The following is a 22,888-nucleotide window of genomic DNA, read 5'->3' as shown; positions in this document are numbered from 1 at the left end:
TTCTACTAAATACGACGAGACGGAAGATACGACCAAGGATTCGCGTGACCGAACAAGGCTCTCCCCGCCGGCTCGTCTCGCTGCTCGCAGCGACCGCGATCGGCGTCTACCTCTTGGTGGTCGTCGGCGCGACGACCGCGCTGACCGACGCCGCCGCGGCGTGTCCGACGTGGCCCGCGTGTCACGGCCAGTGGGTCGTCCCGCTCGGCGATCCCCAGCTCGCGATCGCGTGGGGGCACCGGGTCGCCGCGCTCGGCGTCGGCTTGTTGCTAGCGGCCACCGCGGTCGTCGGCCTGCGCCGCTCGGACGTCTCGCGTCGCGTCAAACTCGGCGTCGGCATCGCGACCGCGCTCTACCCGGTCCAGATCGGGATGGGCGCGCTCGCGGCGACGACCGCCACCCCGGCGTTGCTGTCGGGGCTCCACCTGCTCGTCGGGATGGGAATCTTCTCGGGCGTCGTGCTCGCGCTCGCGTGGACGCTCGAACCCGAGACCCACGACGAGCCCCGCGGCGTCGAGGACCCCGACGAGGTGGCGCCGGCCAGCGACGCCCCGACCCAGCCCCGCGAGACGCCCACGTCCGCGCTCGCACGCGCTCGGCGGACAGTCGGCGCGTACTTCCGGCTGATGAAGCCCCGGCTGATGTGGCTGCTCTGTCTGGTCGCGTCGGCCGGCATGGCGCTCGCGGCCGGCCCCGCGCTTCGGGTCGAAACGGTGGTGGCGACGCTCGCAGGCGGCGTGCTCTCGATCGGGGCGTCGGGCACGTTCAACCACGTCCTCGAACGGGACGTCGACCGGAAGATGAACCGGACCGCCGACCGCCCGGCCGCCACGAGCCGGATCCCGGTGCGCAACGCCGTGGCGTTCGGCCTGCTGTTGGCCGCGCTCTCGCTGGTCGCGTTCCTCTCGGTGAACCTCCTGGCGGCGGTGCTGGGTCTGTTCGCCATCGTCTTTTACAGCGTCGTCTACACCCTCATCCTCAAGCCCAACACGGTCCAGAACACGGTCATCGGTGGGTTCGCGGGCGCGCTTCCGGCCCTGATCGGTTGGGCCGCCGTGACGGGCGACGTCGGGGTCCCAGCGCTCGTGCTCGCGGGGGTCATCTTCCTATGGACGCCCGCCCACTTCTACAACCTCGCGCTGGCGTACAAGGACGACTACGCCCGCGGGGGCTTCCCGATGATGCCGGTGGTGCGCGGCGAGGCGGTTACCCGCAAGCACATCCTGCTGTACCTCGGCGCGACCCTGCTCGCGGCCGGCGTGCTCTCGACGGTCACGACGCTGGGGTGGCTCTACGCCGCGACCAGCGTGGCGTTCGGCGCCCTCTTCCTCTGGGCGGTGGTCCGCCTCCACTACGAGCGCACCGAGCGGGCGGCGTTCCGGTCGTTCCACGCTTCGAACGCCTACCTCGGCGCATTGTTGCTCGCGGTCGTCGCCGACGCGCTGGTCCTCTGACTATGAGCCGCACCCTCGATCTCGACCTCGCGGGGCTGACCCCCGACCGGGACGCGTTGCTGTGGGCCGGACTCGTCGTCAACACCGAAATCATCCTGACCGCCGCGTACCTCCTCGTCGCGGACGTGACCGTCACCGAGTGGCGCTACCTCGTCTACCCGTTCGTCTGGATCAACCTCAGCGCGCTGGCGGTGGGCCGAACCGACCTCGTCGCCGAATCGAGTCGCGCCCGGTACGTCGGGGCGGCGATCGGTGCGGGCTACCTGCTCGTGCTGGCGTCGGTCGGCGGGCTTGTCTCGCCGGGGGTCGGGGTCGACCACGCGCTCGGCTGGCGGGTGGCGTGGCTCCCGCCCGGCTGGGGGCCGGCGCTCGTCTACAGCGGGACGGCGGTCCAGCTCACTCTGATGCCGTACAAGGTCGTCGGCTACCTGACGCTTGCGTATCTGGTGTACGCGTCGGTCCTCGACGCCGCCGGGTCGGCCGTCTCCGGTCTGCTCGGGCTGGTCTCGTGCGTGAGCTGTACGTGGCCCGTCCTCGCGAGCGTCGCGGGCGCGGTGGCGGGCAGCGGCACGGCTGTCGCGGCGGCCGCCAGCGAGTGGTCGTACCTGCTCGGGACCGTCGCGTTCGCCGTCACCGTCGGGCTGTTGGTGTGGCGCCCGACCGTCGGTCGGTGACCGATCCGACGCGTTCTCGAAATCGGACGAAGAAGGAGTTACTCGCGCCGGAGAAGCGCGAACGCACAGACGAGCGCACCGAGCGTCGCGATCACACCGAAGCCGGGCGTGGAGATCTGGAGGCCCTCACCGTCTTCCGACCCCGTCTGCGTGGGCGTCGCTGGCTCTTTCACGTCGTAGGTGAATCTCAGCCCGTCGATCTCGCGGGCCATCTCCTGGTGGCCTTCCGGCCAGTACTGGATGTCGGCGGTGACGGTTCGCTGACCGGTGTTCTGGCTGTACACGTTCGCGGCGATGTCCTTGACGTTCGCGCCGGGGCGAACGGTAAACTTCGCGGTGACCATCCCCGCACCGGCGCTGGCGATGTCCGACGATCCCTCGATGGACATTCCGCTAGGGACCGACATCGTGATGTGGACCACGACCGGGCACTGGGCAGTCGGGTCGACCTGGAAGCCACCGGCGATGCGTCCGGGGCTTCCGGGTTCGACCGTCTTCTGGGCGGCGTAGAGCCGCGATTGGGAAAGCTTCGGCTCCGAACTGCCCGGCTCACACGCCGCGGTCGTGGTCGTTTCTGCGGTCGTCGGAGTGGCTGTCGTAGTCGTCTCCGCCGTCGTCGAAGAGGTAGTCGCCGTCGTTGTCGTAGCAGTCGTCGTAGTCGTTTCCGTCGTCGTCGCAGTAGCAGTCGCGTCGTTGCCGCCGTCCTGCGCCAGAGCGAGACCGCTCGCTCCGACCGGGAGAGCGAGAGCGGAGAGCAACACCGTGAATGCGATAGCGACAGATACGACTCGTGTCGTGTTCCGTATCATCTCTCAGTTCGTGCGTTCCACTCGGATATTCCGACTTATATCTTGCTAACTACATCTAATCTGTAGCGCATTAGCTAGCAATAAGACGAATAGTCGGGCCACAGTCGGGCACTCATCCAACTTCTCGGACGTATACTTGATCTGTAATTACTCGTCTAACGAAAGCTATAAGGCCGACATCTGACGGTCAACATACGAATGGAATTCATGACTTTCGACAGCCGTTCGTACGCAGTCGTGGTCGCAGTGCTTCTTCTCTCCGGAGCAGGTCTCGCGGGCGCGAGCCAATCACCGACTGCGACGTTCGAATACTCCCCTTCGGATCCGGTCGCGGGAGACACGGTGACGTTCGACGCGTCGGGATCGACGGACGCCGACGGTGAGATCGCCTCTTACGAGTGGGACACGGAGGGCGATGGCGACTACGGCGACTACGGCGAGCCCACCGGCCAGACAGCCGAGAAGACGTTCGATAGCCACGGGACCTACACCGTTGGGCTGAAAGTGACCGACGACAGCGGCGATACCGACACCTACACCGAGACGATACGGGTCACCAACGAAGCGCCGACCGCGTCGTTCAGTTACACGCCGTCGGACCCGGTCGCGGGGGATACCGTGACGTTCGACGCGTCGGGGTCGACGGACGCCGACGGCGAGATCGTCTCCTACGCGTGGGACACGGAGGGCGACGGCGACTACGGCGACTACGGCGAGCCCACCGGCCAGACAGCCGAGAAGACGTTCGATAGCCACGGGACCTACACCGTTGGGCTGAAAGTGACCGACAACGGCGGTAAGACCCACACCGTGACGGAGACGGTGACGGTGACGAACGAGGCGCCAGAACCGTCGTTCAGCGTCTCGCCATCCGAGCCGGTCCCCGACGAGACGGTGACGCTGGACGCGTCGGGGTCGACGGACGCCGACGGCCGGATCACGTCGTACAACTGGGACACGGAGGGCGACGGCGATTACGGCGACTACGGCGAGCCCACCGGCCAGACCGCGACCATGTCGTTCGACACCGCCGGAACGTACACCGTCGGGCTCGAAGTCACCGACAACGGCGGGAAATCGAAGACGTTCAGCAAGTCGGTGACGGTGACGAACGATGCGCCCACTGCGACCTTCAGTTTCTCCCCGTCCGAGCCGGCGCCCGACGAGGAGATAGCGCTCGATGCCACCGACTCGACGGACGCCGACGGCCAGATCACGTCCTACGCGTGGGACACGGAGGGCGACGGCGATTACGGCGACTACGGCGAGCCCACCGGCCAGACGGCTTCGGTGGCGTTCGACACCGCCGGCACCTACACAGTCGGGCTCGAAGTCACCGATAACGGCCAGGAGTCGACGACCGTAACCAAGCAGATAACAGTCACCAACGAGCCTCCAGAGCCGAACTTCACGTTCTCGCCGTCCGAGCCGGCGCCCGACGAGACGGTGACGCTTGACGCGTCGGGCTCGACGGACGCCGACGGCCAAATCACCTCCTACGTGTGGGACACGAACGGCGACGGCGACTACGGCGGCTGGGGCGAACCAACCGGCCAGACGGCCTCGACTGCGTTCGAGACGGCCGGCACCTACACAGTCGGGCTCGAAGTCACCGATAACGGCGAGGAGACCCGGACCGTGAGCCGGACGATAACGGTCTCGAACGACGCTCCCGAGCCCCGGTTCGACTACACGGTCTCGACCGACGACGGGCTCGACGTTCGACTCGACGCGTCAGAATCGAACGACACCGACGGATCTATCCACGACTACTCGTGGTACGTCGGCGACCGCCACGTCGCGTCGGGACAGACGGCGACGATTTCGTTCTCCGAGAAGGGATCGTACCGCGTTCGCCTCGAAGTCACGGACAACGGTGAGAAGACGGCGTCTACGACCCGCACCGTCGGCGTCAGCGAGCCTCCGACCGCTGAGTTCTCGTTCGGTTCGAACCCGGTCGGGACGGGGAACGCCGTCCGGTTCGATGCCGCCGAGTCCAGCGACCCGGACGGGCGGGTCACCGACTACGTCTGGAAGTTCGAGGACGGCAGGACGTTCCGGGGGAGGACCGTCGAGCGGACGTTCTCGGACCCCGGGACGCACAACGTGACGCTGACGGTCGGGGACGATACCGGCAACCGGGTACGCGAGCGCAAGACGGTTCGGGCGGCGGTCCCGCCGGAGGCGTCGTTCGAGTGGAGTCCCGAGACGCCCAAAGACGGGATGGACGTCGTGTTCACCGGGAGCTCTCCCGCCAACGTGACCGGCTACGAGTGGGACTTCGACGCCGACGGCGAGTTCGAGGCGGACGGGAACACGGTGTCACACTCGTTCGACGAGGTCGGCAAGCACACCGTCTCTCTCAAGGTCGTCGACGGCGAGGGCGTCCCGGGCGTCCTCACGCGCGTGCTCACCGTTCAGAAGAGCGCGACGTTCCAGTTCACCTCCCACCGCTCGAACGTGTCGGTCGGCGACGAGGCCATCGTCACGTTCACGGTGACCAACAGGCTCCGGAACCGATCGCTCGACGCGAAGCTCGGTCTCGAACTTCCCTCCGAGGGGGCGTCTATCTCGTCGGTCGAGGGCGGGGAAGTCGTGAGCAGGAAAGGGACCGACTACATCACGGTCGGTCCGGGCGACGAGCAAACCCTGCGGGTCCACGTCCGGTTCAACGACCCCGGCGAGTACGATCTCACCGGGGAGGCGGTGTACTACTTCGACCGACGCAACGACAGCGACCGACGGGTCTCCGAGGTCGGACCGGTGAGCGTTTCGGTGGATTCGGCCGACGAGGGGTCGGTCACGTCCGAGGTACCCGGGTTCGGCATCGGATCCGCGCTGGTCGCACTCCTCGTCGCGGCGCTGATAGGGCGGCGTTCGCCCCCGGCCGGCGAGTAACCGGCCGGAGTCGCCGACAGCCCGTCTCCGCTTCTCGGAGCGTTCCGAAACCCCTTACCCCCGAACGGCCCAACCTCCGGCCATGACCGACGCAATCGTCGCCGAGGAGGTCCGGCGGACGTACGGCGACACCGCCGCGCTCGCCGGGGTCTCGCTCTCGGTGGCCGACGGGGAGGTGTTCGCGCTCATCGGCCCCAACGGCGCGGGCAAGACCACGCTGGTCCGGGCCCTGACGGGGACGACCGACCTCGATTCGGGGACGGTCTCGGTGCTGGGCGAACGCCCGCACGAGGTCGAACGCTCCCGGCTGGGACTGCTCCCCCAGTCGTTCGACCCGCCCGAACGGCTCACCGCGCGCGAGCTGGTCGCCTACTACGCGGGGCTGTACGACGACGCCCGCGACCCCGACGCGGTGCTCGCGGAGGTCGGCCTCGACGCGGCCGACGACACCCGCTACGAGAACCTCTCGGGCGGCCAGCGCCGCCGGACCTGCGTCGGGACCGCGCTGGTCAACGACCCCGACGTGCTCTTTCTCGACGAGCCGACGACCGGCATCGACCCCGCGGGCCGGCGCGCCCTCTGGGGGCTAATCGAAGACCTCGCCGCCGGCGGCACGACCGTCTTCCTGACGACCCACTACATGGCGGAGGCCGAGCGGCTCGCCGACCGCGTCGGACTGCTCGGAGGCGGCGAGCTCGTCGCGGTCGGCTCGCCCGCAGAGCTCGTCGCCGACCACGCGGGTCGAAGCCGACTCGTCGTCGAGTTCGCCGCGCCCGACGAGAGCGCGGACACACTCGACGGCTCGGACGCGGCGGCCGCGCTCGCCGACGGCTTCGACGCCGAGCCGACCGACGCCGGACTGGTCGTCCGCGGGGTCGATCCCGAGGGGATCGGCGCGGTCGTCGCGGCCCTCGACGATCGGGGCGTCGCCTACGACGCGCTGACGTGGAAAGAGCCCGACCTCGAAGACGTCTTCCTCCGGCTGACCGACCGGACGGTCGGCGACGACGACGCCGACCGCGTCGGTGGGCCGACCGATGCCGTCCTCGCGGGGGGCGACCGATGAGCGGGCCGGCCCGGATCCGATCCGAGGCGGTCGCGGCGTGGCACGCGTTCGTCCGCCGCCGGACCGCGGTGTTTTTCACCTTCTTCTTCCCGGTCATCCTCATCCTCATCTTCGCGGTGCTGGTGGGGACCAATCCCGGCGGCGGCGGGCTGTTCGCCGAGCCGCCGGGCTACTACCTCCCGGGGTATCTGGCGGTCGTGGTGCTTTTCACGCCGCTGTCGCGGGTCGGCTCGACCGTGGCCCGCCACCGTGAGGGCAACCGGTTCGAGAAGCTGGCGACCACGCCGCTGTCGCGGGCCGAGTGGCTGTTGGCCCACACGCTGGTCAACGTCCTCATCATCGGGATCGCCGCGTTGCTCATCCTCGGCCTGCTGACGCTGGCGACCGACGCCGCCCTCGCGCTCGGCCCCGCGAATCTGGCGGTGGTGGCGGCGTTTACCGCGCTGGCGGTCGCGCTGTTTTGCGGACTGGGCGCGATCCTGGGAAGCACCGCCGACTCGCAGGACGGCGTCATCGCCGCGAGCAACGGCATCGCGCTCCCGCTGCTCTTTCTCTCGGAGACGTTCGTCACGCCGGCGCTCCTGCCGGCGTGGTTCCGGCCCGCGATGAACGTCTCGCCGCTGACGTACTTCGCGCGCGGCGTCCGTCAACTGACGTTTTCGGGCGGGCCGGTCGCCGGCGAGCTGGCGGTGCTGGCGGCGCTCGCGGTCGCCTTTTTCGCCGCCGGCGCGTACGCGATCCCGGAGACGGACTGATCGCAAGCGCCGACGGTAATCCGAGCGAAACGACGTAACGGCGCCGTACCGTTCCGCATTCTGGATTACCGCACGGGACGGTATCCGACTGCTCGACCGAGAGCCCGCGAGGGACCGACATTCGGGATCCGGAGATACAGTACGCCCACTCCAAGAGCACGACCGCGTTCATCGACGGCTCGGTCGTCGTCGGCGGGTACGTCTACGACGGCGAGGCGATGGCCGACCTCCGGGGCGACTACGTGTTCGGCAACTGGAGCGGCTTCGGCGTCGTCGACCCGGTCGGAGACGGGTCAGCGCCCGAGGGCTTCGAGCGTCTCGCGAAGCCGGTTCGCGTACCGGTCGTCCCCGAAGTACAGCAGGTGGACCAACACCGGGTAGAGCTGATAGACCTCGCGGCGCCCCTCGAAGAACCCGGCGTCGATACCCCGGGCGGCCTCGTAGGCGTCGAAGAAGACGTCGCCGAACGATCCCGCGAAGTCGACGTACGCGAGTTCGACCTCGGCGTGGCCGAAGTAGCAGGCGGGGTCGAGAAACGCCCGGACCTCGCCGTCCCGGACCACGAGGTTCTCGTCCCAGACGTCGCCGTGGAGGAGCGATGCGGGCGGCGACGACGGGAGCAACGACTCGAGGTCCGCGGCGAGCGACTCGACGCGGGCGAACAGGTCGGCCGACAGCGCGCCCGCCGCTCGGGCCTTGGCCGCGACGGACAGCAGGCGGTGGTCGCGGTAGAACGCGGCCCACGACTCCGTCCACGGGTTCGGCTGGCGGTACGGCCCGTCGAGGGTGTCGAACGGGAAGCCGTAGGCTCGCCGCTCTTTCCGCGGGGACTCCTCGTGGAGCGCGGCGAGGTGACGGGCCGCGTCGCGTTCGGCGTCGGCGGTGAGGTCGCCGTCGCCGGCGACGTACTCTACCACCAGCAGATCGTCGCTTCCGTGGACGACCTCGGGGACGGGCAGGCCCCGATCGCCCAGAAACGCCAGCATCTCGGCCTCGACTCCGAGGGGCGTCGGGCCCGTCTTGGCGACGACGGTGTGACCGTCGGCGAGGGTAGTCCGGAAGACCGCGCCGACCTCGCCGCCCTCGAGCGCCGAGACCTCCTCGACGGCCGTGTCGAGCGCGTCGGCGACGCGCGAGCCGACGTCGGGCTGGCTCATCGGCGCCAGACGACCGGCGCGAGCGCCGCGAGATACTCCTCGACGCCGTAGATGTGGTTGAGCATGAGGTAGGTCACGATCCCGAGCGCGAGGCTCAGCCCCCACGCGGCGGCCGCGATGCGCCCGACGCGGGCGTGGGCGGTCTCGCGGAGCTCGGCCGGCGTGTGGGTCAGCCCGAGCACGACGGCGTGGATCACGACCGGCACCGAGACCGCTGAGAGGACGATGTGGATCGCCAGCATGATGAGGTACGCGTAGTAGACCAGCCCGGTCGCGTCGATGCTCTTCTCGCCGCCGCCGCCGATCTTCACGAGGTAGAGCACCAGAAACAGGAGGATGAGCCCGAACGCGGTCAGCATCGCGGCCCGGTGTTTGCGGACCTCCTCGCGGCGGATCCACCGCCACCCGAGCAGGAGGGCGGTGAGCGCGACCGTGTTGACCGCCGCGATGGCGTGGCTGAACAGGTCGGTGGTCGCCCGCGAGAGCTCCGGATAGATCGGGAGCAGTCCCGCGAACGTCCCGAGCACGAGCACGTACCCCACCGCCGAGAGAATCGCGGTCGCGGCGCGGGGGTTGTTTTTCACCCGGCGCCTCGCCGTTGCGGTTGCCATGTCCGGTGGTTGGGACTACCGGCCCAAGAGCGTTCCTGTCCGGCGTTCGGCCGGCGACGAAGCGACCGCAGTCGGGCGTTTCTCCAACCCCGTTTGGGCGAATCCAAATGAACTTTCGCAAATGTTTCCGTTAAAGTGAAACCCGAACGGACGGAATCGGTAGGTATGAGCGCAGACCAGGAACAGCAGTCGATCCGCTGTCTCGTCGCCAAGGTCGGTCTCGACGGTCACGACCGGGGGGCGCACGTCATCGCCCGAGCGTTCCGGGACGCGGGGTTCGAGGTCATCTACTCCGGGCTCCACAACGCCCCGGACGAGATCGTGCAGGCGGCGGTCCAGGAGGACGTCAACGTCCTCGGCATCTCTATCCTCTCGGGGGCTCACAACACCCTGATCCCGAAGGTCATCGACGGGCTGAAGGAGTACGACGCGTTCGAGGACACGCTCGTGCTGGTCGGCGGCGTGGTCCCCGACGACGACAAGGCCGAACTCAAAGACCTCGGCGTCGCCGAGGTGTTCGGCCCCGGCACGCCGATGGAAGAGACCGTCGAGTTCGTCCGCGAGAACGCTCCACAGCGATGAGCGCGCCCGACCACGACGAACTGCTCGAGGAACTGCTGGCGGGCAAACACCGCGCGCTCGCCCGCGTCATCACCAAGATCGAAAACCGCGACCCCGGCTACCGCGAACTGGTCTCGGCGCTTCACGCCCACACCGGCGACGCCGAGGTCGTCGGCATCACCGGCAGTCCGGGCGCCGGCAAGTCGACGCTGGTCGACAAGCTCGCGGACTACTACCGCGAGCGCGGCGAGACCGTCGGGGTCATCGCGGTCGACCCCTCCTCGCCGTTCACCGGCGGGGCGGTGCTTGGCGACCGCATCCGGATGGCGAGTAACGTCGGCGACATGGACGTGTTCTTCCGGTCGATGAGCGCCCGCGGGACGCTCGGCGGGCTCTCGACCGCGACCACGGACGCGGTAAAGGCCTTAGACGCCTTCGGAAAGGACAAGATCCTCATCGAGACCGTCGGCGCCGGCCAGAACGAGATCGACGTGGTGAAGACCGCCGACACCGTGGCGGTGCTGGTCCCGCCCGAGAGCGGCGACAACGTCCAGATGCTCAAGGCCGGCATCCTCGAGATCGGCGACGTGTTCGTCGTCAACAAGGCCGACCTCGACGGCGCGGACCGCACCGTCCAGGAGCTCCGAGAGATGATCCACATGCAGACCGACCGCACCGCGAACCTCGCGACGGGCCACCACGGCGCGAGCGCGGTCTCGGACGGCGACGCCGACGAGCGGGCCGACGACGAGGGCTGGACGCCGAGCGTCGTCGAGACGGTCGCCAAGACCGGCGAGGGGGTCGAGCGACTGGTCGAGACGCTCGCCGACCACTACGACTATCTGGAGTCGTCGGGCGCGCTCGAAGCCAAGGCCCGGACCAGATACGCCGAGGAGATCCGCAACCTCCTCCGGGAGGACGTCGGACAGCTCCTCGAAGCCGAGATCGAGCGCCGCGGTGGGATGGAGGAACTGCTCGCGGACGTGGTCGCCTGCGAGACCGATCCGTACGCGGTCGCCGACGAGGTCATCGAACCGCTCGAACGGTGTCTAGAAGCGCCCCGGGAGTGAGTCGGCCCGGCCTCGGATTCCGCGGCGAGATCGAGTTGTCGGGGGTGGGTACTTGTACGCGGGAGCGATAGCGTCGGTATGGCGCCCGACCACGTCCTCGTTCCCATCGACGGCTCGCCGCTCGCTGACCGAGCGCTCGTCCACGCCCTCGAGACCTTCGACTGTCGCGTCACGGTGCTGAACGTCGTGACGCCGATCGACGAATCGATGATCGAGAGCGGCGTCCTCGACCCGAACGAGCGACGCCACACCGAAGCCCGCGAGCGCGCGGCCGAGCTGATCGAGCGGGCGGAAACCCGCGCACGGGAGGTCGATCGAACGGTCGATACCGCGGTCGAGACGGGCGACCCGGTCGAGACGATACTCGCGTACGCCGACGCCTCCGCGGTCGACCACATCGTCATGGGCGGCCACGGCGGCGAGACCGGCCTGACCGCCCGACTGCTGGGGACGGTCGCGACGAACGTCGTCGCCCGAGCGCCCGTCACGGTGACCGTCGTCCGGTAGCGCTCGCCGACCGCCGACCTATCGGAGCCCGAGAACCGACGAGAGCGTCCGGTAGAGTCCGAATCCGATCACGATCGAGGTCACGAGCGTGACGACCCAGAACGCAAGCGTCACCCCGATCTTCCGGCGGGAGACGCCGGCCGATCCGGCGGCGAGCCCGCCGCCGATGACCCCGGAGATGATGATGTTGTTGAACGAGATCGGGATTCCGAACGCGATCGCGAGCTGTGCGATGACGAACCCCGGCACGAGGGCCGCGATGGACCGCCGAGCGCCGAGCTGGGCGTATTCGCGCGAGGTCGCCTGGAGGAGCCGGGGCGAGCCCATCCACGCGCCGGCGAGGATGCCGGCCGCGCCGATCGCCAGCAGGACGATCCCGGGCGCGCCGAGTTCGACCCGGTAGAGATTTTCCAGCGGCCCCGTCGCCAGCCCGACCTGACTCCCGCCGCTGGAGAAGGCGACGACGCTCCCGAGTCCGACCAGAAACGTCCGGGTCCCCCGTTCGACGGACTGCTGTGTCCGGCGTCGGATGAACTGGAAGCCCGCGGCGGCGAACGCCAGCGTCGTGACGACGGTGAGTACGTCGACGCCGCCAACGGCGGGGGTGTCGACAGTTCGCGCGGCGAACTCCGCGACCGACGCCTGACTGACTTCCGGCGGCGAGGGGACGACGCTCAGCCGGATATGCGCGAGGATCCCCGCGACGAGGGCGGCCAACAGCGGGATGCCGACGGTGTCGGGAACGTCGTCGCGGCGCAAGACCGTGGCAGTGAGGTACGCCAGTCCGCCGGACATCGGCGGCACCAGAACCCAGAACGTCCCGATTCGGCGGTACGTCTCGAACGTCGGATCCCCGCCGAGCGAGAGCCCGACCCCGACCATCGCACCGGTCGTCGCGAACGCCGCGGGCACCGGATAGCCGGTGTAGACGCCGAACGCCATGAACCCGGTGGCGGTCAACAGCCCGGCGGTCGCGGCCAGCGGCGTGATCGCGACGCCGTCGACGAGGCCGGCGCCGACCGTCTCGGAGATGCTCCCGCCCTGCACGAACGCCCCCAGTGCGGCGAGGATCCCGATGAGGAACGCCGCACGCATCGTGGAGATCGCGTTCGCGCCGATGGCGGGGGCGAACGGCGGCGAGTTGCTGTTCGCGCCGAGCGCCCACGCCGCGACCAGTCCGGTGGCGGTGGCGAGCACGACCAGCCCCCAGAACGCCGGCGTCACGCGGCTCTCCGGACGTCACCGGGCCGGGCGCGACCGCTCGCGGGGCGGATCCTCGCTCGGACGTCCCGAAACCTCACTCTTGTGCCGGATTCGAACTCGTCGCTGTCGATCATAGAGAGACATTCTGACGGACGGACAAAAGCGTTCGCCGGTCGCGGCCGTCGCTACGAGCATTCGTGCGAAATACGACCACGAACGCAGAAAGCCCGCGTTAGATCCCGCTCTCGAAGTCGTCGAGCGAGTAGGCGGGCTCGGCGCCGCGCCGATCGAGCGTCTCGTTGGCCAGCAGCCAGTAGACGACCGACAGGGCCTTGCGACCCTTGTTGTTCGTCGGGACGACGAGGTCGACGTTCGAAGTGTTGTTGTTCGAGTCGCACATCGCGATGACCGGGATGCCCACAGTGATGGCCTCCTTGACAGCTTGGGCGTCGCCGATGGGGTCGGTCACGACGAGCACGTCGGGCTCGATGTAGCCGTCGTACTTGGGGTTGGTGAGCGTGCCGGGGATGAACCGGCCCGTACGGGCCCGCGCGCCCACGGCGTCGGCGAACTTCTCGGCCGGGAATCGACCGTACTGGCGCGAGGAGGTGACGAGCACCTGCTCGGGGTCGTAGTTCGCGAGGAAGTCCGCGGCGGTCCGGATGCGCTCGTCGGTCTTCGAGACGTCGAGGACGTACAGCCCGTCGGTCCGGACCCGGTGGATGAACCGCTCCATGTCCTGGGTCTTCTGCTGGGTCCCGATGTGGACCCCAGCGCCGAGGTACTCGTCGACGGGGATGAGGAGGTCGGCCTCCTCCTGGTTGTCCATGACGTCCTCGTCGAGGCTCGGGCCGGCGTCCTCGACTTCGGCGTCGTCGGTCGTCTGGTCGTCGTCAGCCTCTGCCGCCACGTCGTCGTCGGCGTCGACCGACGGCTCCGCACCGGATTCGCCCTCTGCTTCGAGGTCGGTCTCCGATTCGGCGGCTTCGAGGCCTTCGTCTTCTACCTGTTCGCTCTCGTTGTCACTCATGGTGTGGAAACGTTCTGCTCGATACGGATGAGCTCGTTCAGCTTCGCGGTTCGCTCGCCGCCGACCGCGCCCGTCTTGATGTACGGGGCGGCGGTCGCCGCGGCGAGGTGTGCGATAGTCGTGTCTTCGGTCTCTCCGCTCCGGTGGGAGATGACCGGTCGGTAGCCGTTCTCGACCGCGAGCTCGACGGCGTCGACGGCGTCCGAGAGGGTGCCGATCTGGTTGGGCTTGACCAGAATGGCGTTGGCCGCCTCCTGCTCGATGCCCGTCCGGAGTCGCTCGACGTTGGTGACGAACAGATCGTCGCCACAGACCAGCGTCCGGTCGCCGACCCGGTCGGTCAGCTCGGCAAAGCCCTCGTAGTCGTTCTCGTCGAGCGGGTCCTCGACGTACGCGAGGTCGTACTCGTCGACGAGGTCGGCGACGTACGCGATCTGCTCGTCGGCGTCGCGGGTGGTCTCGCGGTAGACGTACGCCTCTTCGTCGGCGTCGTAGAGTTCGGCGCCGGCCATATCGAGGCCGAACCGAATCTCGAAGCCGAACTCCTCGGCGACGGTCTCGACCGCCGCGTCGACGAGTTCGAACGCCTCGTCGTCGTCGATCGACGGCGCCCACGCGCCCTCGTCGCCCTTGCCGGCGGCGATGCCTCGGTCGTCGAGGCGATCGTGGACCTCCTGGTGGACCGCCGCGTTGGCGAACACCGCGTCCTGGACGCTCGGGGCGCCGACGGGCGCCGCGAGGAACTCCTGAATCGCGGTCGCGTCGGCGGCGTGCTCGCCGCCGCCGACCACGTTACCGAGCGGCGTCGGGAGCTCGTCGCCCCGGAACGCGCCGCCGAGATGCTGGTACAGCGGCGTGCCGAGCACGTCCGTGGCCGCCTTCGCGGCGGCCATGCTGATCGCGACCGCGCTGTTCGCGCCGATCTCGGAGAAGTCGTCGGTGCCGTCCGCGGCCCGGAGGGTGCGGTCGACGTCGCGTTGATCGCCGACGTACACCTGCCCTTCGAGTCGAGGGACGGCGTGTTCCCGGGCCGAGGCGATGGCCTCGGTCGGGTCGAGTTCGATCGCCTCGTACTCGCCGGTCGACGCCCCGCTCGGGGCCGCCGCCCGGCCGAACCCGCCGCTCTCGGTTATCACGTCGGCCTCGACCGTCCGGTTGCCTCGGGAGTCGAGGATCTGGCGGAGTCGGACCTCGCTGACCAGCGTCATCGCTCGCCTCGTCGCACCGTGAACGGAAGGACGCCGGCGTCGTACTCCTCGGCCGCGATGAGGATGGGCTCGGTCTGGTCGGTCTCGACCAGCACCGGTGCGCCGTACGACACCTGCAGGGCTCGGGCCCCGATGATGCGTGCCTTCTCGTACCGGGAGTAGCGTTGCTGAGCCATTACTGGTAGGGGGAGACGATGTCGACGAGGTCCTTGTGCGAGACGAGCATCCGGCGACAGCACTGTCGCTCGACGCCGAGTTCGTCGAGGACCTTCTCGGGGTCCTCGTCGCCCTCTTTCGTCTCGGAGCGCGCCTTGAACTCCTCCCAGTACTCCCCGACGACCTTCCCGCATGTGAAACAACGGACCGGTACCATCATGGGTTATCGGGCCTCCGTGGACCGCGGGTTTCCTGTCATGGTAATCAGCGGTAGGACTTCTGGTAGCGCGCGCGAGCGCCGGGGCCGCCCCACTTCTTGGGCTCGGAGCGCCGGGAGTCGTTGACCAAAAGCGACCGGTCGAACTCGGTGAACGCGTCCCGGAGTTCGGCGTCGCTGGTGTGCTGGACGAGTCCGCGAGCGATCGCGGTCCGAACCGCGTCGGCCTGCCCGCTGACGCCGCCGCCCTGCACGTCGATCTCGACGTCGACCGCGTCGCGGCGTTCCTCGCCGGCGATGCGGAACGGTTCGAGCATCTTCAGTCGGGCCGTCTCCGGTTCGATCAGTTCGACTGGTCGGGAGTTGATTCGCACGCGACCCTCGCCGTCCGTGACCGTCGCACGGGCGATGGCCGTCTTCTTCTTGCCGCTCGTGTTGGTTACCATGTGACGTTAGCACCCAGATTCTTGCTGATGTCGCCCAGTTGGACGAACCGAATGTTCGAGAGCCGGTCCAGCGACGTGCCCTCGAGGACCTCGCTGTCCTCGTCGTGGGGGTTGCCGACGTAGACCCGGACGTTCTCGAACGCCTCGCGCCCGCGGGTCTTCTTGTACGGAACCATCCCGCGGATCGCGCGCTTGAAGATCATGTCCGGCCGCTTGGGGTAGTACGGACCGCTGTCCGACCCAAGTTCGGCGCGCTTCTCGTAGGTCTCCATCACGTCGTCCTCGCTGCCGGTGATGACCGCGTCCTCGGCGTTGACGACGGCGACGCGCTCGCCGTCGAGCGCGCGCTGTGCGACCTGACTTGCCACGCGACCGAGAATACAGTCGCGGGCGTCGACGACGACGTCTGCGTCGAATTCTGCGATACTCATCGGATCACCCGTACGTTCGAGCCGTCGGGGTTCTGTTCGATTGCCTGTTCGAGCTTGAGCGTCTCACCGTCTGCCTGCTGAATCTTCGTCTCCGCGGTGGACGAGAAGTCCACTGCGGCGACGGTGACGTTTTTCTGCAGAACGCCGCTCCCGAGAACCTTGCCGGGCACGATGACGGTCTCGTCTTCCTCGGCGTACCGCTCGATGCGGCCGAGGTTGACTTCCGCGTGCGTGCTTCGGGGCTTCTCGAGGCGATCTGCGACAGTACTCCACACGTCGGCGCCCGAACTGCGGGCCTCCGACTTCAGATCGGCGATGAGACTGCTGAGCCTCGGATTTGTCTTGCTCATAGTGCTTCCTCCTGATGGGAATGAAAACTGAAGTGCAGGGAGCAGGATTTGAACCTGCGGACTCCTACGAGACAGCGCCCTGAACGCTGCGCCGTTGGCCTGACTTGGCTATCCCTGCACGTAGAACACACGTGCAGCCCGTCGCGGGCAACTGTGTGTAGTGGGTGGCCCTTCAAACCTGTTTCGGTCTGCGTCCGCCGTCGCGCTCCCGGCTTGCGATTGCGTCGCTGGCCGGACCGGGCGAGCGGCGCCGAAACGCGGTTCGAAGTGCCCTGCATTGTTCTATAGCTGTACGGCCTGTTCGAGTTCGTCGGCGCGGGAAGCGATCGAGTCGGCCGCCGCGGTGACGAGGTCGTCGACCGGTAGCGAGCCGTCGCTCTCGACGCTGAACACGAACGCGTTGTCCACGTCGTGGACTTCGAGCTCCTTGCCGGGGTAGCGGTTCGTGAGGTCGTGGTCGAACGCCTCGGTCGGGACGAGTTCACCGTCGTCCTCGATGACCCCGCGAAGGATGTTGGTCTCGGCCTCGTCGTAGGCGTCGCGGTCGCCGACGACCTCCACGCGCTGGAGGTGTCGGTAGCCGACGGCCACGCCGCCCTGATGTTTGGCGTGGTCTTTCCCCGTCGAGAGGACGGCGTCGGCCTCGAGTTCGAGACGCTGGCCGTCCTTCAGGTCGATGATGGGGACGTTGTCGTCGGCCGGCTGGACCATCTCGTCGGAGCTGACGAGGTCGCCCGAGTAGGCGGTCCCCGGCCCCGACACGTCGAGGCTGAGGGTGACGCTGTCGCCCTCTTCGAACTCGCCCAGCGGCGTGCTGAGCGGGACCAGACCCAGTCGGAGCCCGATCTGCTCGTCGAACATGACCGACGAGTTCTCGATGAACCGAACGGTGTCGATCGAGAGCGTCGGCACGTCGGCGATGATCGCCCGGCGGATGCCGTTGGCGAACGCCGGCGTCACGCCCCGGACGAGGAACCGGGAGTCTCGGTCCCCGCGTTCGATGAACTCAACGTCGAAGTCCTCGCTCATGGATTAGAATCCACTCTTTCCTTTCGGCGCTCGGGTGCCGTCGTGCGGGATCGGGGTCACGTCCTCGATGCGACCGATCTCGAGTCCGGCGCGGGCGAGCGCGCGGATCGTCGCCTGCGCGCCCGGACCGGGGTTCTGCTGGAGATTCCCGCCGGGGCCGCGGACCCGAACGTGGACGCCCTCGATACCGGCGTCTTTGACGTCCTCGGCGACCGTCTCGGCCATCTGCATGGCCGCGTACGGCGAGGACTCGTCGCGGTTCTGCTTGACGACGGTCCCGCCCGAGGACTTCGCGATGGTCTCGGCGCCGGTCAGGTCAGTGACCGTGATGATGGTGTTGTTGAACGATGCGTGTACGTGGGCTACGCCCCATTTGCCGTCTTCGTTTGCGCTCATTCGTTACCCTCCGATCGCGCGGGGTGAAGGTCGTCCGCCAGCGGGCTGTTCTCGTCGAACGCGACGGTGTCTTGCTCGGCGACCTCGACCTTGTACGAGGGCGCCTGAACGCGCTGACCGTCGACGGTGACGTGGCCGTGGACCACGAACTGACGCGCCTGCTGGGGCGTCTGGGCCAGCCCCTTTCGGTAGGCGACCGTCTGGAGCCGGCGCTCCAGGACGTCGGTCACTTCCAGGAGCAACACGTCGTCGAGTTCGTCGCCGTCGTCGAGGATGCCGAGTCGCTTGAGCCGGGAGACGAACTCCGAGCCCTCGGTCGCTTCGACGTCGCCCTGCGCTCGCTGGCCGAGGATGTCGCGGGCTTCCCGGCGGAAGCCGCGAAGTTCCGACTGGGCGCGCCAGAGCTCTTCTTTGTTGTGGAGTCCGTAGCGGTCGACCAGACCGCTCTCCTCGGAGATGCGCTCGCCCTGGAAGGGGTGGTTCGGCGTCTCGTACGATTTGGTGTTCTGTCCGAGCGCCATTATTCCTCACCACCCTCCTCGTCGGCGGCCTCTTCGGCGGCCTGCTCTTCTTTGATCTCCTCGACGTTGACGCCGATAGTGCCCTCCGTACGGCCGGTCGAGCGGGTCCGCTGTCCGCGGACCTTCTGGCCGCGCTTGTGACGGACGCCCTTGTACGAGTCGATCATCTTCATCCGGTTGATGTCCTGACGACGGGTCATGTTCAGATCGTTGCCCGTCTCGTGGGTGGTCTCACCGGAGAAGTAGTCGTTGCGGTGATTCGCGAGCCATTCTGGGACCTCGTCGGCGAAGCTCTCGACGGCGTCGACGACCGAGTCGATCTTGTCGTCGTCGAGACGGCCGAACGTCGCCGTTCGGTCGACGCCCGCCTTGTCGGCGATGATGCGCGCCGCTCGGCGACCGATCCCGTTCATCTCGGAGAGGGATCGCTCGACAGTCTTCGTCCCATCGAGGTCTGTGCGCCCGATGCGAACGAAGTACTGGAGGTCCTCGTCTTCCTCCTGTGGTTCTTCCGTGCTCATAGTTGGGTACTGAAAGCGTCGAGGGAGGGATTTGAACCCTCGAGGCTTGACGCCACAGAGTTAGCAACCCTGCGCCGTGGGCCAGACTAGGCTACCTCGACACGTTTCGTGCATTCACTGTCGCCCTCTCGGACTCGGGACCCGGCGCCCCTACAGGTTTGCAACTCAACGTACCCAGGGGACACATATAAACGCAACGAATCGCCGAGGGGCGGCCGGGCCGGCGTCTCGACCTACGACTCGTCGCTGTCGGCGCTCACGTCGCCCCCGGCGTCGCGGGCTTCGAGGCTCTCGACGGTCCCCAGTCGCGCCCATTCGGTCTCGTCGCCGTCCATGTCGGCCCGTCGGACCGTCAAGTCGCTCCACCCTTCGTCGTACTCCCCGCTGATCTCGTAGCGTTCGCCCGCTCGATCTCGGGGTCGGACCTCGACCCGCAACGATTCGTCGGGGACGTAGTCGACGGGGCTGGCTCGCCCCTCGAACTCGGTCCCGTCGTCGAGTACGACGCGCACGATGTCCTCGGCATCGACCTCTCCGAACGTCTCGGCGAGATGGCTCATACGGGACGTTGGCCCGAGAGTCGGTTAAGCGTGCGGGCCGCCCGCGAGAATCAGACCTCGATGTAGTCGTCGTTGATCTCCCACTCCCCGCCCTCGCCTTTCACCATATACTCGCCGTAGTAAGGCACCCGGTTCGCCACGGTCTCGCGGAACGTCTCGCGGATCTCGGGCTTGGTCATCGCACCCATCGGCCGCAAGTCGTCGTTGCGGTTCAGACAGCCCTTGAGGTATCCTTCGTGCGTGACGCGGACGCGATGGCAGTTCGCACAGAAACTCTCGTTCTCGACCGGGTCGACGATCTCGACCATCCCGCGGCCCGACGAGTCCGTCGGGGCGCCGGCCTCCTCGGTCGCATCATCGCCGCCCACCCAGTAGCGCCGCCGGCCGTGCATCTCTCGGATCTCGATCTCGTCGGCCTGCTCTTCGAGCCACCCGTGGACCCGGTCTATGTCGATCGCCCACTCGGGTTTGCCGGTCAGCTCGGGCATGTACTCGATGAGCTGGAGCTGGAGCCCGTCGTTGTCGGCGACGTGGTCGACCATCTCTGGCACGTAGCCCGCGGTCTTCTCGAACACGACCATGTTGAGCTTCACCGGATCGAGCCCGGCGTCGAGCGCGGCGTCGACGCCCTCCATCACGCGGTCGTAGGCGCCGCTCTCGGTCACCTCGGCGAACGCCTCGGGGTCGAGCGCGTCCTGTGAGACGTTGACCCGTTCGAGTCCGGCGTCGACGAGGTCCTCGGCGCGGCCGGGCAGGAAGGTCCCGTTCGTGGTCAGCGACACCTCCATCGCGTCGGGCGTGCGTCGGATGATCTCCTCTAAGTCCTGGCGCAACATCGGCTCGCCGCCCGTGAACTTCACCTTTCGGACGTCGAACTCCCGAGCGACTTCCAGAAACCGGACGACCTCGTCGGCGGTCATCTCGTCGTCCTGTGGGTCCATCGGTCCGCGGGTGTCGCCGAGCCCCTCGTTGTGACAGTAGACGCAATCGAAGTTACAGCGGTCCGTGAGCGAGACCCGCACCCCAGACACCTCGCGCCCGAAGTCGTCCTCCAACATATGCGATCCTTTCTCGTGAGACACCTTAAAATCGCGGGCGAACGACGCCGTGTTGTAACCAAATATAGTTACATATGTGCGGCGATCCGGCCGGTGTCGTTTTCATTTTCCGGTTCGATCGCTGTCACGCCGGCGCCGGGTCGGGTCCCCACGCTTCGTCCTCACCGGACTGCACAAGCCTTATCGCTCGCTCGCACCCTACCCACCCGCATGGACGAACCAGCGGTACGCGACCTGCTCCGGGAGGTCGAGGACCCGGATCTCGGCGACGATATCGTCTCGCTGAACCTCGTCAACGACATCTCCGTGGAGGGCGACACCGTCGAGATTTCGCTCGCGCTCGGCGCGCCGTACTCCCCCAACGAGACGGCGATCGCGAATCGAGTTCGCGAGGTGCTGGCCGACCACGACCTCGAGGTCGCTCTCTCGGCGCGCGTCGACGATGACGTCGCGGCCGACGACCAGGTGCTCCCGAACGTCGAGAACATCATCGCGGTCGCGTCGGGTAAGGGCGGCGTCGGCAAGTCGACAGTCGCGGTCAACATCGCCGCGGGCCTCTCCCAACTCGGGGCGCGAGTCGGACTGTTCGACGCCGACGTGTACGGCCCCAACGTCCCGAGGATGGTCGCCGCCGACGACGTGCCGACCGCGACCGAAGACGAGACCATGATCCCGCCCGAGCAGTTCGGCGTGAAGCTGATGAGCATGGCGTTTCTCGTCGGCGAGGACGATCCGGTCATCTGGCGCGGTCCGATGGTCCACAAGGTTCTCACCCAGCTCTGGGAGGACGTCGAGTGGGGTCACCTCGACTACATGGTCGTCGACCTCCCGCCGGGGACCGGCGACGCCCAGCTCACGCTCCTCCAGAGCGTCCCGGTCACGGGCGCGGTCATCGTCACGACGCCCCAAGAGGTCGCGATCGACGACGCCCGCAAGGGCCTGCGGATGTTCGGCAAGCACGACACCAACGTCCTCGGGATCGCCGAGAACATGGCGACGTTCAAGTGTCCGGACTGTGGCGGGGAACACGACATCTTCGGGCGGGGCGGCGGCGCGGCGTTCGCCGAAGACAACGACATGCCGTTCCTCGGCTCGATCCCGATCGACCCCTCGGTCCGGACCGGCGGCGACGAGGGCGAACCCATCGTGCTCGACGAGGACAGCGACACCGGCGACGCGTTCCGCGTGCTGACCGAGAACGTCGCCAACAACGTCGGGATCATCAAACGCCGAACGCAACAGTGAGCCATGTCCCAAGACCCTGATACCGAAGGTTCCGACCCCGAACGCGCCGAACGGCTCCGGGAGATCGCCGACGACGTTCGCGGAGACTCCTCCGAGAGCGAGCAGGTCGCCGCGATGCTCTACCGGGTGAGCGACCTCTACGATCCGGACGAGGAGACGTCGCCGAAGGACATCTACTTGAACATGCGCGAGATCCTCCGGACCAAAGAGTCCTGAGCGCTATCGGAGTCGCCGGAGGCTGACGAGTCCGACCACCAGCGCCGCGGCGACGAAGACGGCGGGGACGCCGCCGACTTCGTGGCCTCGACTCAACTTCGCGCCGATGTCACGCTCGTAGCTCGCGTTCTCGTACTCGTAGTTGTCGTCCATCCACGTCGGCCGGACGGGTTCGTACGGCGCGTTCCAGACTGCCGTGTCGTCCTCGACGGTCCCGGCGAACTCGACCTGATCGATTGCGCCGTCTTCCGTCGTCATATTACCGGTGTACAACCGCGCCTCGCCCGCGATTTCTGCGTCGCGCTCGTCGAGCAGTTCGACGCTGATCGTCCGGGTGTCTCCCGGGCGAACGGAGGCGGGATACAGACTGCCGTCGGTCCCGACGGTGTGGACCATGAGCTTCGTGCTGTAGAGTTGCTCCGACGGGTTCGCCAGCGTGACGTTGGCGACGACGGACTCTTGTCCCTTAGCGGTTCCCATCGTCACCTCGACGTCGGTGATTTTCGGAGTCGGTATCGATCCGGAATCGCTGGAGTCGATCTCGCGGGTGAAATTGAACTGCGTGTGGTTTCCGTACGTCGAGAAGGTGACTGTGTGATTGTCTTGGTTCACGAGGGTGTCATAGAACTCTTGTCACACCCTGATGATCGTACTTCCCGGATTGTCTCCACGTTCGTAGTTGGTGATAGCGACGACGAGGCGAAGGCACAGGGCAAGAAACACCTGCGCTCGTGCGTGG

General features: G+C 67.6%; 28 protein-coding genes, 2 tRNA genes and 1 pseudogene. 10 read left to right on the top strand and 21 right to left on the bottom strand.

The features are described 5' to 3' along the window. The first annotated feature begins 44 nt into the window (after positions 1 to 44). Positions 45 to 1,454, top strand: a complete 1,410-nt coding sequence (locus EPY72_RS04010; RefSeq protein WP_135805654.1) for a heme o synthase — start codon at positions 45 to 47, stop codon at positions 1,452 to 1,454. A 2-nt stretch (positions 1,455 to 1,456) separates the two neighbouring features. Further along, positions 1,457 to 2,128, top strand: coding sequence for a DUF7546 family protein (locus EPY72_RS04005; RefSeq protein ID WP_134669102.1), 672 nt, complete (start codon positions 1,457 to 1,459; stop codon positions 2,126 to 2,128). A 38-nt stretch (positions 2,129 to 2,166) separates the two neighbouring features. Here EPY72_RS04005 and EPY72_RS19210 read toward each other — a convergent pair whose 3' ends face one another. After that, positions 2,167 to 2,937, bottom strand: a complete 771-nt coding sequence (locus EPY72_RS19210; RefSeq protein WP_168215995.1) for a PGF-CTERM sorting domain-containing protein — start codon at positions 2,935 to 2,937, stop codon at positions 2,167 to 2,169. A gap of 198 nt (positions 2,938 to 3,135) precedes the next feature. On the opposite strand from EPY72_RS19210, the gene EPY72_RS03995 reads away from it, so the two are divergent. The 3 genes from EPY72_RS03995 (at position 3,136) to EPY72_RS03985 (ending at position 7,656) form a co-directional block, all read left to right on the top strand. Continuing rightward, complete coding sequence (locus EPY72_RS03995; protein WP_135805653.1) at positions 3,136 to 5,835, top strand: PKD domain-containing protein; 2,700 nt, start codon at positions 3,136 to 3,138, stop codon at positions 5,833 to 5,835. Positions 5,836 to 5,917: 82 nt separating this feature from the next. Continuing rightward, positions 5,918 to 6,901, top strand: coding sequence for an ABC transporter ATP-binding protein (locus tag EPY72_RS03990; protein WP_135805652.1), 984 nt, complete (start codon positions 5,918 to 5,920; stop codon positions 6,899 to 6,901). Then, entirely contained in the window at positions 6,898 to 7,656 is a 759-nt protein-coding gene (locus EPY72_RS03985; RefSeq protein WP_134669097.1) for an ABC transporter permease, read from the top strand. Before EPY72_RS03990 ends, EPY72_RS03985 begins: the two co-directional genes overlap by 4 nt. A 293-nt stretch (positions 7,657 to 7,949) precedes the next feature. On the opposite strand, the gene EPY72_RS03980 is transcribed toward EPY72_RS03985, so the two are convergent. Then, positions 7,950 to 8,813, bottom strand: coding sequence for a fructosamine kinase family protein (locus tag EPY72_RS03980; protein ID WP_135805651.1), 864 nt, complete (start codon positions 8,811 to 8,813; stop codon positions 7,950 to 7,952). Further along, positions 8,810 to 9,424, bottom strand: a complete 615-nt coding sequence (locus EPY72_RS03975; RefSeq protein ID WP_134669093.1) for a DUF420 domain-containing protein — start codon at positions 9,422 to 9,424, stop codon at positions 8,810 to 8,812. Before EPY72_RS03975 ends, EPY72_RS03980 begins: the two co-directional genes overlap by 4 nt. 165 nt (positions 9,425 to 9,589) lie before the next feature. Here EPY72_RS03975 and EPY72_RS03970 point away from each other — a divergent pair, with 165 nt between their 5' ends. The 3 genes from EPY72_RS03970 (at position 9,590) to EPY72_RS03960 (ending at position 11,562) form a co-directional block, all read left to right on the top strand. Continuing rightward, the gene (locus tag EPY72_RS03970; protein ID WP_134669092.1) at positions 9,590 to 10,006 is read left to right on the top strand and encodes a cobalamin B12-binding domain-containing protein; all 417 of its coding nucleotides are present in this window, start codon (positions 9,590 to 9,592) and stop codon (positions 10,004 to 10,006) included. Then, positions 10,003 to 11,055, top strand: coding sequence for a methylmalonyl Co-A mutase-associated GTPase MeaB (gene meaB / locus EPY72_RS03965; protein WP_135805650.1), 1,053 nt, complete (start codon positions 10,003 to 10,005; stop codon positions 11,053 to 11,055). Before EPY72_RS03970 ends, meaB begins: the two co-directional genes overlap by 4 nt. Positions 11,056 to 11,133: 78 nt before the next feature. Further along, on the top strand, positions 11,134 to 11,562 hold the full coding sequence (locus EPY72_RS03960) for a universal stress protein (protein WP_134669088.1): 429 nt from the start codon (positions 11,134 to 11,136) through the stop codon (positions 11,560 to 11,562). Between the two features lie 18 nt (positions 11,563 to 11,580). Here the strand turns inward: EPY72_RS03960 and EPY72_RS03955 are convergent, their stop codons facing one another. From EPY72_RS03955 to moaA, 16 genes are all read right to left on the bottom strand, one after another. Continuing rightward, entirely contained in the window at positions 11,581 to 12,786 is a 1,206-nt protein-coding gene (locus EPY72_RS03955) for an inorganic phosphate transporter (protein WP_135805649.1), read from the bottom strand. A 211-nt stretch (positions 12,787 to 12,997) separates the two neighbouring features. After that, entirely contained in the window at positions 12,998 to 13,795 is a 798-nt protein-coding gene (gene rpsB / locus EPY72_RS03950) for a 30S ribosomal protein S2 (RefSeq protein WP_134669084.1), read from the bottom strand. Next, positions 13,792 to 15,003, bottom strand: coding sequence for a phosphopyruvate hydratase (eno, locus tag EPY72_RS03945; RefSeq protein WP_135805648.1), 1,212 nt, complete (start codon positions 15,001 to 15,003; stop codon positions 13,792 to 13,794). Before eno ends, rpsB begins: the two co-directional genes overlap by 4 nt. Continuing rightward, entirely contained in the window at positions 15,000 to 15,179 is a 180-nt protein-coding gene (locus EPY72_RS03940; RefSeq protein WP_134669080.1) for a DNA-directed RNA polymerase subunit K, read from the bottom strand. The genes eno and EPY72_RS03940 overlap by 4 nt, the downstream gene beginning before the upstream one ends. Beyond that, the gene (locus EPY72_RS03935) at positions 15,179 to 15,379 is read right to left on the bottom strand and encodes a DNA-directed RNA polymerase subunit N (RefSeq protein ID WP_134669078.1); all 201 of its coding nucleotides are present in this window, start codon (positions 15,377 to 15,379) and stop codon (positions 15,179 to 15,181) included. Before EPY72_RS03935 ends, EPY72_RS03940 begins: the two co-directional genes overlap by 1 nt. A 44-nt stretch (positions 15,380 to 15,423) precedes the next feature. Further along, the gene (locus EPY72_RS03930) at positions 15,424 to 15,822 is read right to left on the bottom strand and encodes a 30S ribosomal protein S9 (RefSeq protein WP_134669076.1); all 399 of its coding nucleotides are present in this window, start codon (positions 15,820 to 15,822) and stop codon (positions 15,424 to 15,426) included. Then, positions 15,816 to 16,253 (bottom strand): 50S ribosomal protein L13, encoded by a 438-nt coding sequence (locus tag EPY72_RS03925; protein WP_134669074.1) that lies wholly within the window; start codon positions 16,251 to 16,253, stop codon positions 15,816 to 15,818. The genes EPY72_RS03930 and EPY72_RS03925 overlap by 7 nt, the downstream gene beginning before the upstream one ends. Then, positions 16,250 to 16,603 carry a 50S ribosomal protein L18e gene (locus EPY72_RS03920; protein ID WP_134669072.1) on the bottom strand — a complete coding sequence of 118 codons (354 nt, stop codon included), beginning with the start codon at positions 16,601 to 16,603 and terminating at the stop codon, positions 16,250 to 16,252. Before EPY72_RS03920 ends, EPY72_RS03925 begins: the two co-directional genes overlap by 4 nt. Positions 16,604 to 16,636: 33 nt before the next feature. After that, positions 16,637 to 16,721 (bottom strand) — tRNA-Leu (locus EPY72_RS03915). Positions 16,722 to 16,885: 164 nt separating this feature from the next. Beyond that, positions 16,886 to 17,632, bottom strand: a complete 747-nt coding sequence (locus tag EPY72_RS03910) for a DNA-directed RNA polymerase subunit D (protein ID WP_134669070.1) — start codon at positions 17,630 to 17,632, stop codon at positions 16,886 to 16,888. Positions 17,633 to 17,635: 3 nt separating this feature from the next. Beyond that, positions 17,636 to 18,028, bottom strand: coding sequence for a 30S ribosomal protein S11 (locus EPY72_RS03905; protein WP_134669068.1), 393 nt, complete (start codon positions 18,026 to 18,028; stop codon positions 17,636 to 17,638). Further along, positions 18,025 to 18,549, bottom strand: coding sequence for a 30S ribosomal protein S4 (locus EPY72_RS03900; RefSeq protein ID WP_134669066.1), 525 nt, complete (start codon positions 18,547 to 18,549; stop codon positions 18,025 to 18,027). The genes EPY72_RS03905 and EPY72_RS03900 overlap by 4 nt, the downstream gene beginning before the upstream one ends. Then, entirely contained in the window at positions 18,549 to 19,070 is a 522-nt protein-coding gene (locus EPY72_RS03895; protein WP_134669064.1) for a 30S ribosomal protein S13, read from the bottom strand. The genes EPY72_RS03900 and EPY72_RS03895 overlap by 1 nt, the downstream gene beginning before the upstream one ends. A gap of 16 nt (positions 19,071 to 19,086) precedes the next feature. After that, a tRNA-Ser gene (locus tag EPY72_RS03890) sits at positions 19,087 to 19,171 on the bottom strand. Positions 19,172 to 19,303: 132 nt separating this feature from the next. After that, positions 19,304 to 19,630 carry a hypothetical protein gene (locus tag EPY72_RS03885; protein WP_135805647.1) on the bottom strand — a complete coding sequence of 109 codons (327 nt, stop codon included), beginning with the start codon at positions 19,628 to 19,630 and terminating at the stop codon, positions 19,304 to 19,306. Positions 19,631 to 19,680: 50 nt separating this feature from the next. Continuing rightward, the gene (gene moaA / locus EPY72_RS03880; RefSeq protein ID WP_134669060.1) at positions 19,681 to 20,688 is read right to left on the bottom strand and encodes a GTP 3',8-cyclase MoaA; all 1,008 of its coding nucleotides are present in this window, start codon (positions 20,686 to 20,688) and stop codon (positions 19,681 to 19,683) included. A 210-nt stretch (positions 20,689 to 20,898) separates the two neighbouring features. Between moaA and EPY72_RS03875 the strand changes: the two genes are divergently transcribed. Together EPY72_RS03875 and EPY72_RS03870 are read left to right on the top strand one after the other, a co-directional pair. After that, positions 20,899 to 21,933 (top strand): Mrp/NBP35 family ATP-binding protein, encoded by a 1,035-nt coding sequence (locus EPY72_RS03875; protein WP_135805646.1) that lies wholly within the window; start codon positions 20,899 to 20,901, stop codon positions 21,931 to 21,933. A 3-nt stretch (positions 21,934 to 21,936) separates the two neighbouring features. Then, a complete protein-coding gene (locus EPY72_RS03870; protein WP_135805645.1) occupies positions 21,937 to 22,149 on the top strand; it encodes a DUF7976 family protein in 213 nt (70 codons plus the stop codon). A gap of 3 nt (positions 22,150 to 22,152) precedes the next feature. On the opposite strand, the gene EPY72_RS19780 is transcribed toward EPY72_RS03870, so the two are convergent. Next, positions 22,153 to 22,761: a hypothetical protein gene (locus tag EPY72_RS19780; protein WP_244605522.1), complete on the bottom strand. Its 609-nt coding sequence runs from the start codon at positions 22,759 to 22,761 to the stop codon at positions 22,153 to 22,155. A 21-nt stretch (positions 22,762 to 22,782) separates the two neighbouring features. Next, a pseudogene (locus EPY72_RS03860) lies at positions 22,783 to 22,888 on the bottom strand (IS5/IS1182 family transposase); the annotation flags it as partial.

This window comes from Halorussus marinus, assembly GCF_004765795.1.
Classification (GTDB): Archaea; Halobacteriota; Halobacteria; order Halobacteriales; family Haladaptataceae; genus Halorussus; species Halorussus marinus.
Note: the sequence above shows the minus strand (reverse complement) of the source record. Positions and strands in the feature narration are given on the sequence as shown.

What these genes read in the sequence shown, in the direction of transcription:
- EPY72_RS03990 (WP_135805652.1), top strand. Translation starts at nt 5,918, where the DNA reads ATGACCGACGCAATCGTCGCCGAGGAGGTCCGGCGGACGTACGGCGAC.
- EPY72_RS03920 (WP_134669072.1), bottom strand. Translation starts at nt 16,603, where the DNA reads ATGAGCAAGACAAATCCGAGGCTCAGCAGTCTCATCGCCGATCTGAAG.
- EPY72_RS03960 (WP_134669088.1), top strand. Translation starts at nt 11,134, where the DNA reads ATGGCGCCCGACCACGTCCTCGTTCCCATCGACGGCTCGCCGCTCGCT.
- EPY72_RS03935 (WP_134669078.1), bottom strand. Translation starts at nt 15,379, where the DNA reads ATGATGGTACCGGTCCGTTGTTTCACATGCGGGAAGGTCGTCGGGGAG.
- EPY72_RS03940 (WP_134669080.1), bottom strand. Translation starts at nt 15,179, where the DNA reads ATGGCTCAGCAACGCTACTCCCGGTACGAGAAGGCACGCATCATCGGG.
- meaB (WP_135805650.1), top strand. Translation starts at nt 10,003, where the DNA reads ATGAGCGCGCCCGACCACGACGAACTGCTCGAGGAACTGCTGGCGGGC.
- EPY72_RS03970 (WP_134669092.1), top strand. Translation starts at nt 9,590, where the DNA reads ATGAGCGCAGACCAGGAACAGCAGTCGATCCGCTGTCTCGTCGCCAAG.
- EPY72_RS03985 (WP_134669097.1), top strand. Translation starts at nt 6,898, where the DNA reads ATGAGCGGGCCGGCCCGGATCCGATCCGAGGCGGTCGCGGCGTGGCAC.
- EPY72_RS03895 (WP_134669064.1), bottom strand. Translation starts at nt 19,070, where the DNA reads ATGAGCACGGAAGAACCACAGGAGGAAGACGAGGACCTCCAGTACTTC.
- EPY72_RS03975 (WP_134669093.1), bottom strand. Translation starts at nt 9,424, where the DNA reads ATGGCAACCGCAACGGCGAGGCGCCGGGTGAAAAACAACCCCCGCGCC.
- eno (WP_135805648.1), bottom strand. Translation starts at nt 15,003, where the DNA reads ATGACGCTGGTCAGCGAGGTCCGACTCCGCCAGATCCTCGACTCCCGA.
- EPY72_RS03870 (WP_135805645.1), top strand. Translation starts at nt 21,937, where the DNA reads ATGTCCCAAGACCCTGATACCGAAGGTTCCGACCCCGAACGCGCCGAA.
- moaA (WP_134669060.1), bottom strand. Translation starts at nt 20,688, where the DNA reads ATGTTGGAGGACGACTTCGGGCGCGAGGTGTCTGGGGTGCGGGTCTCG.
- EPY72_RS19210 (WP_168215995.1), bottom strand. Translation starts at nt 2,937, where the DNA reads ATGATACGGAACACGACACGAGTCGTATCTGTCGCTATCGCATTCACG.
- EPY72_RS03875 (WP_135805646.1), top strand. Translation starts at nt 20,899, where the DNA reads ATGGACGAACCAGCGGTACGCGACCTGCTCCGGGAGGTCGAGGACCCG.
- EPY72_RS03925 (WP_134669074.1), bottom strand. Translation starts at nt 16,253, where the DNA reads ATGAGTATCGCAGAATTCGACGCAGACGTCGTCGTCGACGCCCGCGAC.
- EPY72_RS03910 (WP_134669070.1), bottom strand. Translation starts at nt 17,632, where the DNA reads ATGAGCGAGGACTTCGACGTTGAGTTCATCGAACGCGGGGACCGAGAC.
- EPY72_RS03980 (WP_135805651.1), bottom strand. Translation starts at nt 8,813, where the DNA reads ATGAGCCAGCCCGACGTCGGCTCGCGCGTCGCCGACGCGCTCGACACG.
- EPY72_RS03885 (WP_135805647.1), bottom strand. Translation starts at nt 19,630, where the DNA reads ATGAGCCATCTCGCCGAGACGTTCGGAGAGGTCGATGCCGAGGACATC.
- EPY72_RS03905 (WP_134669068.1), bottom strand. Translation starts at nt 18,028, where the DNA reads ATGAGCGCAAACGAAGACGGCAAATGGGGCGTAGCCCACGTACACGCA.
- EPY72_RS04005 (WP_134669102.1), top strand. Translation starts at nt 1,457, where the DNA reads ATGAGCCGCACCCTCGATCTCGACCTCGCGGGGCTGACCCCCGACCGG.
- rpsB (WP_134669084.1), bottom strand. Translation starts at nt 13,795, where the DNA reads ATGAGTGACAACGAGAGCGAACAGGTAGAAGACGAAGGCCTCGAAGCC.
- EPY72_RS03900 (WP_134669066.1), bottom strand. Translation starts at nt 18,549, where the DNA reads ATGGCGCTCGGACAGAACACCAAATCGTACGAGACGCCGAACCACCCC.
- EPY72_RS03930 (WP_134669076.1), bottom strand. Translation starts at nt 15,822, where the DNA reads ATGGTAACCAACACGAGCGGCAAGAAGAAGACGGCCATCGCCCGTGCG.
- EPY72_RS03995 (WP_135805653.1), top strand. Translation starts at nt 3,136, where the DNA reads ATGGAATTCATGACTTTCGACAGCCGTTCGTACGCAGTCGTGGTCGCA.